Origin of the sequence: Methylosinus sp. PW1 (assembly GCF_000745215.1) — a bacterium.
Taxonomy (GTDB): domain Bacteria; phylum Pseudomonadota; class Alphaproteobacteria; order Rhizobiales; family Beijerinckiaceae; genus Methylosinus.
The window spans coordinates 588047-600655 of record NZ_JQNK01000002.1; the positions used below are offsets into that span (position 1 = coordinate 588047).

The window sequence follows — 12609 nt, forward strand, 5'->3', positions numbered from 1 at the left end:
GGCTCCTATTCGAAAGCGGCGGAGAGCCGCGTCAAGGTCGGATGGTCGGTGAAATCGAGGCGCAGGGGCGTCACCGAAATCTTGTTCGCCTCCACCGCCTCGAGGTCGGTGCCCGGCCCCGGCGTGAAATTGCCACGCCGGAAGCATATCCAATAATAGGGAATGCCGCGACCGTCCTTGCGATCCTCGATATGCATCAGATCATTGGAGCGCTGGCCCTGCATGGTGACGGCGACGCCTTTCACCTCTTGCGGCGTGCAATTGGGGAAATTGACATTCATCAGCACGCCCGGCGGAATGCCGGCCGCGACCAGCTTGCGAATGACGTCGGCCGCATGCGTCTCCGCGCAATCCCAGTGGATGTGCCGGCGCCCGGCGAAGAAATCATAGACCTGCGACAGCGCGATGGAGGGAATGCCGAGCAGCGTGCCCTCTATGGCGCCGGCGATGGTGCCGGAATAGCTGACGTCCTCGGCGAGATTCTGGCCCGAATTGACGCCGGAGAGAATGAGATCCGGCGGTCTGTCGGCGAGCAGCTTGCGCACGCCCATGATGACGCAATCGGTCGGCGTGCCTTTGACGGCGAAATGCCGCGAGGAGATTTCGCGCAGACGCAGCGGATCATTGATGGAGAGCGAATGCGCGACGCCGGATTGCTCGCTCTCCGGCGCGACGACGAAGACATCGTCGGTGAGGCTGCGCGCGACGCGCTCGGCCAGCGCGAGGCCGGCGCCATGGATTCCGTCGTCATTGGTGATGAGGATGCGCATCGTCACTCATTCTCGAAGGACTATAGCAATCGGCGGGCGCAAGTCCTTCTCCCACTCGTGGGAGAAGGTGGCCCCGCGAAGCGGGGTCGGATGAGGGTCCATGCCTTCAGTGAGTCGAAGGACACGAAGCGATGCGCAAAGCGGAAGGACCCTCATCCGACCCTCGCTAACGCGAGGGCCACCTTCTCCCGCACGCGGGAGAAGGGTCACGCCCCAGCTACCGCGCCGCGGCGATTCGCTCCAGCCCACCCATATAGGGGCGCAGGACCGTCGGCACTGTGACGGAGCCGTCCGCCTCCTGATAATTCTCCAGCACCGCGACCAGAGCGCGGCCGACGGCGACGCCGGAGCCGTTGAGCGTATGCACGAAGCGCGTCGCCTTGCCCTCGGCGGGGCGGAAACGGGCGTTCATGCGCCGGGCCTGGAAATCGCCGCAGACCGAGCAGGAGGAAATCTCTCGATATTTCCCCTGCCCCGGCAGCCACACCTCGAGGTCATAGGTTTTCTGCGAGGCGAAGCCCATGTCGCCGGTGCAGAGCGTCACCTTGCGATAGGGCAGCTCGAGCAATTGCAGCACTTTCTCGGCGCAGCCGGTCATGCGCTCATGCTCCTCGAGCGATTGCTCGGGCGTCGTTATGGAGACGAGCTCGACCTTGTAGAACTGATGCTGGCGGATCATGCCGCGCGTGTCGCGCCCCGCCGCGCCCGCCTCGGCGCGGAAGCAATAGGTGCCGGCGGTGAAGCGCAGAGGGAGCTGCGATTCGTCGAGGATGGATTCGCGCACGAGGTTTGTGAGCGGGACTTCGGCGGTGGGGATGAGCCAGCGGCGACTGGCTTTGATGCCAGCTTCGCTCTCTATGATGAAACGTAGCAGCTCCGTCGCAGAGGTCGTCGATGCCCGAAGGAGCTCCGCGGTGTTTCTTAAAACCTTAAGCGAACTTTCCCATTTGACATCTATAGGGATATCAGACGTCTCCAGGCCGATTATTATGTCGTCGAGGCTCGCTACACCACCGCTAACGGATAATTTGTAATCCGACTCTACATCAGCCAGTCCACTTACAGTTGAAGCGGAAGGAGGCTCGATTTTTATTGACAGACCGTAAAACTGATCCTCTTCAAACTTCGGCAGCTGCGCCGTGCCGAACATTGCGTCGTCACGCACCAGCAGCGGCGGCGCGACCTCGGTATAGCCGTGCTCGCCCGTATGCAGATCGAGCATGAATTGCGCGAGCGCGCGCTCGAGCCGCGCGATCCCGCCCTTGTTCACGACGAAGCGCGCGCCCGAGAGCTTGGCGGCGCTCTCGAAATCCATGAGCTTCAGGCCTTCGCCAATGTCGAAATGCTCTTTCGGCGGATAGTTGAACTGCCGCGGCTCGCCCCAGAGCAGAACCTCGACATTGTCGTGCTCGTCCTTGCCTTCCGGCACCTGGTCGAGCGGCGTGTTGGGAATTTCCGACAGCGCCTTGTCGAGCGCAGCGCTCGCCTCGCGCTCGGCCTGCTCGAGCTGTGGGAAGTCTTCTTTGAGCTTCGCGACTTCCGCCTTCAGCGCCTCGGCGCGAGCGGCGTCCTTCTCGCGCATGGCGAGGCCGATTTCCTTGGAGGCCGCGTTGCGACGCTCCTGCGCCGCCTGCAAGGCCGCGATCGCCGCGCGGCGCGCGTCGTCGAGCGCGAAGAGGCTTTCCGACAGAGGCGGGAGATTGCGGCGGCGGCGGCCATTGTCGAAAGCTTCCGCATTATCGCGAATGAATTTGATGTCATGCATGAGAATCGATCCGACGACTGGTGCGTGCCCTCATCCGACCCGGCTACGCCGGGCCACCTTCTCCCGCATGCGGGAGAAGGGAGTGGCCGACGTTGCGCGAAAACGAGGGGCGCGAATCCTTCTCCCACTCGTGGGAGAAGGTGGCCCTCGCGTCAGCGAGGGTCGGATGAGGGTCCTTGTCCCTCGAGCGGAACGAAGGGTCAACCCGCCGCTTGCTGTTCCTCGGCCGCGGCGCGCTTCTTCTCGATCCAGCGCACGGAAATGATCGACGCCTCGTAGAGCAGCAGCCCCGGTATGGCGAGCGCCAGCTGGCTGAACACATCCGGCGGCGTCAGCACCGCCGCCACGATGAAGACGAGGACGATCGCATAGCGGCGCTTCTCGGCCAGGAATTGCGAGGAGACGATGCCGATCTGACCGAGCAGCGTCAGCACCACCGGCAGCTGGAAGACGACGCCGAAGGCGAGCACCAGCGTCATGATCAACGAGAGATATTCGGAGACGCGCGGCAGCAGCTCGATCTTCGCCTTGCCGGGCTCGTTGGCCTGCTGCATCGAGATGAAGAAATGCAGCAGATTGGGCATGACGAGAAAATAGACGACCAATGCGCCGAGCGCGAAGAAAATAGGCGTGGCGAAGAGATAGGGCCGAAAGGCGGCCCGCTCGTGCTTGTAGAGGCCGGGCGCGACGAAAGCATAGACTTGCCCGAACACGATCGGACAGGAGACGAAAGCGGCGGCGAACATCGCCACCTTGATCTGCGTGAAGAAATATTCCTGCGGCGCGGTATAGATGAGCGTCGCATCTGGACCCACGGCGATCGTATAGGGGACCACCAGCAAATTATAAATGTCCTTGGCGAAGAAGAAGGCCAGGATGAAGGCGCCCAGAAACGCCATCAGCGCGCGGATGAGCCGCTCGCGCAGCTCCATCAGATGCTCGAGGAGCGGCGCCTTGGTGGCGTCGATATCGGCGTCGGTCATATCGGCTGGCTTTCGGGCGTCGTCTCGGCCCCGCTCGTCGTCGCCGCGGGCTCGCTCGCGGCCGGCTCGCTGGAGGCGTGGACATCGGCCTGCGCTTCGACGGCCGGCGCCGGCGCGGCCGCATGACTCTCGGCCGTGACGCTCTCAGCGACAACGCTGCTCTCGGCCGCCTTGGCCTCACCATCTTGCGGCGGAGCGGGCGGGCCTTCGATCGCGCCGACGATCTGCTCGCGGGCCTGCTTGAGCGGATCGAAGGCGACATCGCCGACGCCAGTGAAGGCCGAATCGACCTCGTTCTTCAAATTTTTCTGAACCTCGGCGAGATCGGCCTCGCGCATCGCATCCATGAACTGGCCTTGGAACTCGGACGCCATGCGCCGCATGCGCCCGGTGATCTGGCCGATCTGACGCAACACGCGCGGCAGGTCCTTGGTCGGAATCGCGACGAGCGCGACGATGCCGATGACGATCAGCTTTCCGGGATCGAGATCGAACATGGTCTTCTCGAGAGCCTGCGCACGGCAGGCGAAACAAGGGTGGCGTCAGGCCTTTTTCGCTTCGGCCGTCTTATCGGCGTGGAGCGTCGTCTGGCTCGCGAGCGGCTGATGCTCCAGCGATTTCGCCGGCTCCTCGGCCTTCGCCTCGGTGTCGTCTTCGGCGAGGCCCTTCTTGAAGGCCTTGATGCCTTTGGCGACGTCGCCCATGACGTCGGAAATCTTGAAGCGGCCGCCGAACAATATGAAGGCCACGCCGCCGACGATAATCCAATGCCAGATCGACAGACCGCCCATGGCGTGAACCTCCCACTCGTCTTTCGTGGACCGGCGAGGCCGGCCGAAACTTCTCGGAACCTAGGACGCCGGACGCGCAAAAACAAGTTGGATGAGACGCCCTGCGTCGAATTCTCCGACGCTTTAGGTAGGATTTCGACTTGGCCCGGGCGAGACTGGGCAAAAGCGCCCTATTCCTCTATCGGCTCGGGCTCCTCCGGCGCGTCGGGCTCCTGCAGAAAATCCATCTCGAGCGCCGCCTCGGCGTCGCCCTCCAACGGATCCTCGTCCTCCTTGAGCGTGGCGTCGTCGGTCGGCTGCGGCACGTCGAAGCCCTTGGGCAGACGGCCGTCGAAGAGGCCGGCGCCTTTCAGCTCGTCGAGGCCGGGCAGATCGCCGATCTGCTCCAGGCCGAACTGCATGAGGAACGCATCGGTCGTGCCATAGGTGAGCGGACGCCCCGGCGCGCGGCGGCGGCCGCGCAGGCGAATCCAGCCGGTCTCCAGCAGCACGTCCAGCGTGCCTTTGGCGACGGCGACGCCTCTTATGTCCTCGATCTCGGCGCGCGTCACCGGCTGGTGATAGGCGACGATGGCGAGCGTCTCCAGCGCGGCGCGGGAGAGCTTCTTCTGCTCCACCTGCTCGCGCGCCAGCACCCAGCCGAGATCGGCGGCGGTGCGGAAGAACCATTTGCGGCCGGCGCGCGTCAGCGTGACGCCGCGGTCGGCGTAATCCTGCTTCAGCCTGGTCAGCACGGCCTCGACGTCCATTCCGTCCGGCAGGCGGCGGGCGATCTCCGTCTCCTCGAGTGGCTCGCTGGCCGCAAAAAGCAGCGCCTCGGCGATGCGCGAGGCCTCGCGCAGCGCCGCCGCCTCTTCATCGGGGGCGGCGTCGTCCTGGAACAGCTCGACGGGTCGCAAGGCTCGCGCCAAATTTCTCTCCCTCGCCTTTGGATCATGAGCCCTGTGGCTCACGGCTCCGAGGCTTCGCTCAAAGAGCCCGAAGGCTCGCGGTCTAGTTCCGTATCGCGCCGACGCAGCCAGATCGGCGCGAAGGCGCGGTCCTGGCGAATGTCGAACCGCCCTTCCCGCACCATTTCCAGCGAAGCGGAAAAAGACGAGGCGCGGACGGTGCGCGCGGTTTGAATATCCACACAATAATCCAGCAGGTAATCGTCGAGCGCGGTCCATTGGGCCGCGATTCCAGCGAGCCGCTCCAGCGTCTCGCGCGCCTCGGCCAACGACCAGACATTGCGCTGGCGCAGCGTGACCTTGGAGATCGCCTGCTTCTGCCGCTGGCGGGCGTAGGCCGACAGAAGATCATAGAGGCTGGCCGTGAAGGTCGAGTTCGTCTTGGTCTCTATGCCCTCCGGCCCGCCGCGCAGGAACATGTCGCGGCCGAGCCGCGCGCGCTCCTGAAGCTTGTCGGACGCCGCGCGGATCGCCTCCAGCCGGCGCAGACGATCGGCGAGCGCCGCGGCCAGCTCTGCGGCCGAAGGCTCCTCCCCCGTCTTGGGCTGCTCCGGCAGCAGCAGGCGTGATTTCAGATAGGCGAGCCAGGCGGCCATCACCAGATAATCGGCGGCGAGCTCGAGCCGGACGCGCCGCGCCTCCTCGACGAAAGCGAGATATTGCTCGGCCAGCGCCAAAATGGAAATGCGGGCGAGATCGACCTTCTGGCGGCGGGCGAGCTCTAGCAGCAGGTCCAGCGGGCCTTCGAAGCCGTCGACATCGACGAGGAAGGCGGGCTCCGCCTCCGCGCGCTCATGTTCTCCGGCGATGTCGAAAGCCAAATCCTGCGCCATATCGCCTCACGGCGTCGTCTCACGCCTCCGCCCATCGGGAAGGCGAGAGATTGGGCCGATCAGACGCCGGCCGCAAGAGCCGCGTCGAGCTGACGGGCGCCGTCCACAGGATCGAATTCCTTCGGCGCGGCGATTTTCGCCTTGGCGGCGCGCGCCCGCTCCAGCGCCCGGCCGGCGAGATCGCCCGCCCCTTCCGCCACGGCGCGGGCCTCGGCGAGATCGCCGTTGCAATGCAGGACCACATCGCAGCCGGCGGCGATCGCCCCCTCGGCGCGCGCGCGGAAGCCGCCGGAGAGCGCCTTCATCGAGAGATCGTCGGTCATCAGCAGGCCGTCGAAGCCGATGAGGCCGCGAATGATCCCTTCAATCACGGCCTTGGAGAGCGTGCCCGGGGCCTCGGGATCGATGGCCCGATAGACGACATGGGCGGTCATGCCCAGCGGCAGATCGGCGTCGGCGCGGAAGGGAATGAAATCCTGCGCCTCCAGCTCGGCGCGGGAGGCCTCGACGACGGGCAGCTCGAGATGGCTGTCCGCCCGCGCGCGCCCATGGCCGGGGATATGCTTGATGACCGGCAGAACGCCGCCGTCGAGCAGCCCCTCCGCCGCCGCCCGGCCGAGCCGCGCGATCTCCGTGGGAACGCGGCTATAGGCGCGGTCGCCGATAATATTGTGCGAGCCGTCCACCGGCGTGTCGAGCACCGGCAGGCAATCGACGTCGATGCCGACCTCGCGCAGATCATGGGCGATCAGCCGCGCGCCGAGCCGGACGAGAGCGGCGGTCTCTTCGGCCGGAAGCCCCAGCCGCTCGAAGGCGGCGGCGGAGGGATAGGCGCGCCAGACCGGCGGACCGAGACGCTGGACGCGCCCGCCCTCCTGATCGACGAGAATGGGGGCGTCCGTCCCCAGCGCATCGCGAATTTCCGCCGTGAGAGCGGAAAGCTGCTCGCGCGAGGCGACATTGCGCTTGAACAGGATCGCGCCCCAGGGCCGCGCCTCGCGCAGGAAGGATTTCTCCTCCGGCGAGAGCGCGAGGCCGGCGCAGCCGCAGATGAAAGCGCGCGTCACGGAGCCGCTGTCTCCATCAATTGGCGGCGACGAAGCAGGAGCCGCCGGAGGCCTTGACCTTCTCGCAGACGCCGACCGCGGCCTCGCGGCTCATGCCGGCGGCGCGGACGCGATAGACACTCTTCTCGCCGACCTTGGCGAGGCGGAAGCCGAGCCGCTTGCCGCCGAGCTGGGCGCTGTATTTGGAGTTCACCGTCTGCATCAGCCGGCGCGCCTCGTCCTCGGAGCCGGCGGCGCCGAATTGCACGGCAAAGCCGCCATCGCCGCCGGTCGCGGCCTCCGGCTGCGCCGATTCGAGGGCGGCGGTCTGCTCGGGAGCGGCGGCCGCCGGGGCGGCGGGCTTGGGACGCGGCGGCTGCGCGACCTTGGGGGTCGTGGCGGGCTTGGCCGGACCCTTGGGCGTCGCGGTCGGCGGCTCGGCCGCGGCGTCGACGGCGCTCGGCCGGGCGGCGAGGGACGGCGGCCGCGCCGGGGGCGCGACATTGACGGGACGAGCGATCGCCGGCGTCGGCGCGTCATGATCGATGACGGTGCCGTCGGGCCGGACCGAGACGGTCTTCACCCGCCGCGGCTCCGCGCCATAGGGATTATTGGGGCCGCCGGCCGGGGCGGCCTCGTGCGGCGCATCGACCGGTCCGTCGCCGAGCTTGACGACGCGCATTGCCGCCGCCGGATCGACCGGCTGCTCCTGCCTGGAGACGACCTTCTTGACCGGAGCGGTCTGATTGCGGTCGAGCACGGCCGCGCCGCGTTGGGGCGCAGCGGCTTCGGCCACGGTGGAGGGCTGCACCTTGGCCGGTCCTTCCGGCGCCTTGATGGTGGCCAGCTCCTGCGGGGCCACGACGCCGCCGCGATGGCCCAAGGCCAGGCCGATGCTCACCGCGCCGACGCCGGCGAGCGCGACCACCGCATGCCAGGGACGCAGCCGATCGCGCAAAGCGCCGAAAAAGCCCCTGCGCTCGCGCGGCTCGTCATAGGGCTCGTCCTCGACGCCATAATCGAGATAATCCTGCTGATCCTGATGCGCCCACTGACCCTCGTCGGGCGAGCGCACGGCGTAATAGTCGTCGGACTGCGACTGCTGCTGCGCCGCCGGAGAAAGCGGCGGCGGCGACATGGGCGAAGGCGACCTCTGCGACGGCGAAACCGGCGGCAAGGCGCCGCGCAGCTCGGCCGTATCGAAAACGTCTCTGTCTCTCTGGCTCACGGACGGCTCCCGGCGCTGCTGGTCGGCGAAGACTCGCCCGTAAGGGTCGGCCGCGGCGGCCGCTTCATCGCCATGCAGCAGACGCGCCAGCTCGGCGAGCGGATCGGTCTTCGCCTCGCCCCTGCCCGGCTGATTCTCCTGCGGCTCGCCGCCACGCAGGCGCCGCTCGAACTCGCTGATGTCGATGGAAGGCCCTCGGGCCGTCGCCTCGCGCATGATGCACCTTCCTGCTCACTACCCGACGGACGCGACGTCGCCATTCCCGGATGCGAGCGCGCGCCGCGCTCTTGCAAAGCGCCGGCCGCGATCACCGCATCTCGTCGGGGGCGCTCACGCCTAGGAGTCTCGAACCCGACGCCAGGACGCAAGTCAAAGAAACGACCAACGCCATCCGCGCATAGGTCGAATTTCTATCATCTGCATTAACAAAGCGTAATTGTGGCCGATCTTTGCCTTTGTTCCAATGCGAATGAAAGACGCTGGCGAGATCGTAGAGATAGAAGGCGATTCTGTGCGGCTCATGCGCCGCGGCGGCCGATTCGATCAACCTCGGATATTGCGCAATGGCTTTGGCGAGCGCGATCTCGCCTTCGTCCTGCAGCAGATCGAGCGGCGCGGCGGCGAGCGCGTTGGGCGTCAGATCGAGATCGGGAAAAGCGCCGAGCGCCTGACGCACGGCGGATTTGGCGCGCGCATGGGCGTATTGCACATAGAAGACCGCATTGTCTTTCGACTGCTCTATGACCTTGGCGAGATCGAATTCGAGCGGCGCATCATTCTTGCGATAGAGCATCATGAAACGCACAGCGTCGACGCCCACTTCGTCCACCACCTCGCGCAGAGTGACGAAATCGCCGGAGCGCTTCGACATTTTTACCGGCTCGCCATTGCGCATCAGCTTGACGAGCTGGCAGAGCTTCACATCGAGCGTGACCTTATTGTCCGAAAGCGCGGCGACCGCCGCGGTCATGCGCTTCACATAGCCGCCATGATCCGCGCCCCACACATCGACGAGCGTGGTGAAACCGCGGTCGATCTTGGATTTGTGATAGGCGATATCGGCCGCGAAATAGGTGTTGGAGCCGTCGGATTTCTTCAGCGGACGATCGACGTCGTCGCCGAAATCGGTGGAGCGGAACAAGGTCTGCTCGCGATCCTCCCAATCATCCGGCAATTGGCCCTTGGGCGGCGGCAGGCGGCCGTCATAGACGAGGCCGCGCGCGCGCAGCTCGTTTATCTCCTTGTCGATCTCCGACAGACCATTGATCTTCTCATGCAGCGAGCGCTCGGAGAAGAAGACCTCATGGCGAATGTCGAGCGCGGCGAGATCGTCGCGGATCATCGCCATCATGGCGTCGATGGCCGCGCCCTTGACCGGCTCCAGCCATTCGCTCTCGCTCTTGTCCAAAAGCGCGCGGCCATATTGCTTCGCCAGCGCTTCGCCGGCGCTTTTGAGATAGTCGCCCGGATAGAGCCCCTCTGGAATGGCGATCGTCTCGCCGAGCGCCTCGCGATAGCGCAGAAAGGCCGAGCGGGCGAGAACGTCGACCTGAGCGCCGGCGTCATTGATGTAATATTCGCGCGTGACCTCCGCGCCGGCGAAGGCCAGAAGATTGGCCAGCGCATCGCCGAAACACGGCGCCGCGGCCATGGCCGACATGCATCGGCCCGGTCGGATTGGCCGAGACATATTCGACATTGATCTTGCCCGCGAGCGCTCCCCTGCCCTGCGGCCTTCCGTAGGCTTCGCAATCGGTCAGCACGGCGCGCAGAACATCGGCGTAGAGGCTCGGCTTCAGGCGGATGTTGATGAAGCCCGGTCCGGCGACCTCGGCCTCGGCCACATTGGGCAGATCGGCGAGCGCAGCGGCGATCTCCACCGCGAGCTGCGCGCGGATTGGCGAAATTGGCCTGGCCTCCTTGGCGAAGACCATGGCGGCGTTGGTGGCGAGATCGCCATGGGCGGCGTCCTTGGGCGGCTCCACGACGAAACGCGAATAATCCAGCGTCTCCGGCAGGCGGCCGGAGGCCTTGATCGAATCGAGAATGGCGGCGATGGCGACGTGGAAGTCGGAGAAGATGTTCATCGAATGTCCGGGCCGGGGGCGATTGCGGCCGGGGGTTTAGCAGAATGGGGAGCGGAACGCATCCTTCCCGACAGCCGCGGCCGATCGGGTTGCAAGCCTGAAGGCTCGCGGTCCGACCGCTGCCCTTGGACCGCGAGCCTTCAGGCTCGCCCTTTCACTCGTCTATGCTCCAGCTCGCGACCTCCCGCCCGTCGCCGTCCAATATGCGGAAGCCATGCGGTAGCGGCTTATGCTTGCGCTGGACGATCACATTCGAGAACAGTGATTTGGCGTGAGTGACGGCCTTGCGCACGTCGCTGATGTCGGTGTTCATCCGATCGATGACCTGCGCGGTCATTCCCTCTGGAGCGACGCCGACGAATTCGATGACGAGCATGGGAGCCTCCCGGGTCAGAACCAGCAGGTCGGGCGCGCAAGGGGCTCCGTCAAGGCGCGCTGTGGTCCGCCCTCAGCCCAGCGACATCTTTTCCCCGAACAGCTTGCGATATTCGAGCGCATAGCGGTCGGTCATTCCGGCGATGTAATCGGCCACATGGCGGGCGCGGGAGGCGCCCTCCTCGGCGCGGGCGAGCTCGGCCCATTCCGGCGGCATTTGCGCCGGATCGTCGAAATAGACCGGGAAAAGCCGCGAGATCACCTGCTCGGCGCGATCCCAGACGCCCACGACTTTCTCGTGCCGATACATTTTGGGGAAGAGAAAGGCCTTGATCGAGCGGTCCGCCTCGGCCATGGGCGGCGAGAAGGCGATCGTCGCCACGCCGGCGCGACGGACATCCTCCACGCTTTTCGCTCCGACGAGGCGCAGGCGCTTCTCCGATTGGATGATGGCGTCCTCGACGAAGCGGGTGATGACCCGCCGGCCGAGCTCGTGAATGACGCGCGAACGCTCCAGCGCGCCATAGACGGCGCGAATCTCGTCCAGCATCACGCCGATGAAGGGGACGGCCTCGATATCCTCGAGCGAGAACAGGCCGGCGCGCAACCCATCGTCTATGTCATGGCGTCATAGGCGATATCGTCGGCGAGCGCGGCCGCCTGCGCCTCCGCCCGGCGAATGTGTCCAGCTCGAGCGGAAACAGCGCGTCGAACTCCGCCACATAAGGAGCGAGCGCGCGATGCGAGCGCGGGCCGCGCAAAGGTCCATTGTGCTTGACGAGGCCTTCCAGCGTCTCGAAGGTGAGGTCCAGCCCGTCATAGCGGGCGTAGCGGCGCTCGAGCAAAGTGACGACGCGCAGAGCCTGGGCGTTATGGTCGAAGCCGCCATAGGCCTCCATGCATCGCTGCAGCGCATGCTCCCCGGCATGGCCGAAGGGCGTATGGCCGAGGTCATGGGCGAGCGCCACCGCCTCGGCGAGGTCCTCGTCCAGCGCCAGAGCGCGGGCGAGCGCGCGGGCGATCTGCCCCACCTCTATCGTATGGGTCAGCCGCGTGCGGAAATGGTCGCCGCCCAGCGGCACGAAGACCTGCGTCTTATGCGCGAGGCGGCGAAAGGCCGTCGAATGGATGATACGGTCGCGGTCGCGCTGGAACTCGCTGCGCGTCGGCGAGGCCGATTCGGGAAAGAGGCGCCCGCGCGACGCCGAAGGGTCGCTGGCGTGAGGGGCGCGGCCACGGACGCCGGGATCTTCGATCGCCAATCGTCTCTCCTGTCATTGCAAGGTCACGCGGGCGGCCATATTTTCGCTTCGCATATCCCGCCCGCCCCGGGGAGCGCAAGCGACGAGGCCGGCGAGACAAAAGCCAAAAAAGAGGAAGGCGCGCCCAAATGACCGATACGGCGACGATTGCGAAGATCGAGATGAGCGAGCGCGCGGCCGAGCGCATTCACGCCATTCTCGCCGGCGAGGCCGAAGCCAAGGCGCTGCGGCTTTCGGTCGACGGCGGCGGCTGCTCTGGCCTGCAATACGCCTATACGGTCGAGACCGAGCCCAAGGCCGACGATATCGTCGTCGAGCGCGACGGGGCGCGGCTCGTCGTCGATTCGATCTCCGCCGCCTATATCGCCGGCGCGCGCGTCGATTATGTCGAGGATCTGATGGGCCAGTCGTTCCGCGTCGAGAATCCCAACGCAACCGCTTCCTGCGGCTGCGGCTCCAGCTTCTCGGTCTGACGCCGCCCCTCCTCCGCCTCCTCCTGTCGGAGTCCTCGCTTGCAGT

The 12609-nt window shown here is 66.0% G+C and carries 11 protein-coding genes and 2 pseudogenes; 1 reads left to right on the forward strand and 12 read right to left on the reverse strand.

The annotated features are described in order from the left end of the window. Positions 1–5: 5 nt before the first annotated feature. The 12 genes and pseudogenes from surE to K369_RS03300 form a co-directional block, all read right to left on the reverse strand. Complete coding sequence (gene surE / locus K369_RS03245; protein WP_018265455.1) at positions 6–770, reverse strand: 5'/3'-nucleotidase SurE; 765 nt, start codon at positions 768–770, stop codon at positions 6–8. Between the two features lie 217 nt (positions 771–987). Next, a complete protein-coding gene (serS, locus tag K369_RS03250; RefSeq protein ID WP_036287335.1) occupies positions 988–2535 on the reverse strand; it encodes a serine--tRNA ligase in 1548 nt (515 codons plus the stop codon). A gap of 200 nt (positions 2536–2735) precedes the next feature. Continuing rightward, a complete protein-coding gene (tatC, locus tag K369_RS03255; RefSeq protein ID WP_036287337.1) occupies positions 2736–3518 on the reverse strand; it encodes a twin-arginine translocase subunit TatC in 783 nt (260 codons plus the stop codon). After that, positions 3515–4015, reverse strand: a complete 501-nt coding sequence (locus tag K369_RS03260) for a protein translocase TatA (RefSeq protein WP_036287340.1) — start codon at positions 4013–4015, stop codon at positions 3515–3517. Before K369_RS03260 ends, tatC begins: the two co-directional genes overlap by 4 nt. Positions 4016–4060: 45 nt before the next feature. Beyond that, positions 4061–4309: a twin-arginine translocase TatA/TatE family subunit gene (locus K369_RS03265; protein WP_024879880.1), complete on the reverse strand. Its 249-nt coding sequence runs from the start codon at positions 4307–4309 to the stop codon at positions 4061–4063. A gap of 170 nt (positions 4310–4479) precedes the next feature. Then, positions 4480–5220: an SMC-Scp complex subunit ScpB gene (scpB, locus tag K369_RS03270; protein ID WP_036287344.1), complete on the reverse strand. Its 741-nt coding sequence runs from the start codon at positions 5218–5220 to the stop codon at positions 4480–4482. Positions 5221–5258: 38 nt separating this feature from the next. Continuing rightward, positions 5259–6092, reverse strand: a complete 834-nt coding sequence (locus K369_RS03275) for a ScpA family protein (RefSeq protein WP_036287349.1) — start codon at positions 6090–6092, stop codon at positions 5259–5261. 59 nt (positions 6093–6151) lie between these two features. Next, the gene (nagZ, locus tag K369_RS03280) at positions 6152–7159 is read right to left on the reverse strand and encodes a beta-N-acetylhexosaminidase (RefSeq protein WP_051948857.1); all 1008 of its coding nucleotides are present in this window, start codon (positions 7157–7159) and stop codon (positions 6152–6154) included. Positions 7160–7175: 16 nt separating this feature from the next. Beyond that, positions 7176–8582, reverse strand: coding sequence for an SPOR domain-containing protein (locus K369_RS03285; protein ID WP_036287354.1), 1407 nt, complete (start codon positions 8580–8582; stop codon positions 7176–7178). A 91-nt stretch (positions 8583–8673) separates the two neighbouring features. Continuing rightward, positions 8674–10453, reverse strand: a pseudogene (gene argS / locus K369_RS03290) (arginine--tRNA ligase). 154 nt (positions 10454–10607) lie between these two features. Next, positions 10608–10829, reverse strand: coding sequence for a hypothetical protein (locus K369_RS03295; protein ID WP_018265144.1), 222 nt, complete (start codon positions 10827–10829; stop codon positions 10608–10610). 72 nt (positions 10830–10901) lie between these two features. Next, a pseudogene (locus tag K369_RS03300) lies at positions 10902–12090 on the reverse strand (deoxyguanosinetriphosphate triphosphohydrolase). A 128-nt stretch (positions 12091–12218) separates the two neighbouring features. On the opposite strand from K369_RS03300, the gene erpA reads away from it, so the two are divergent. Beyond that, complete coding sequence (gene erpA / locus K369_RS03305) at positions 12219–12563, forward strand: iron-sulfur cluster insertion protein ErpA (protein ID WP_036287358.1); 345 nt, start codon at positions 12219–12221, stop codon at positions 12561–12563. Positions 12564–12609: the final 46 nt, after the last annotated feature.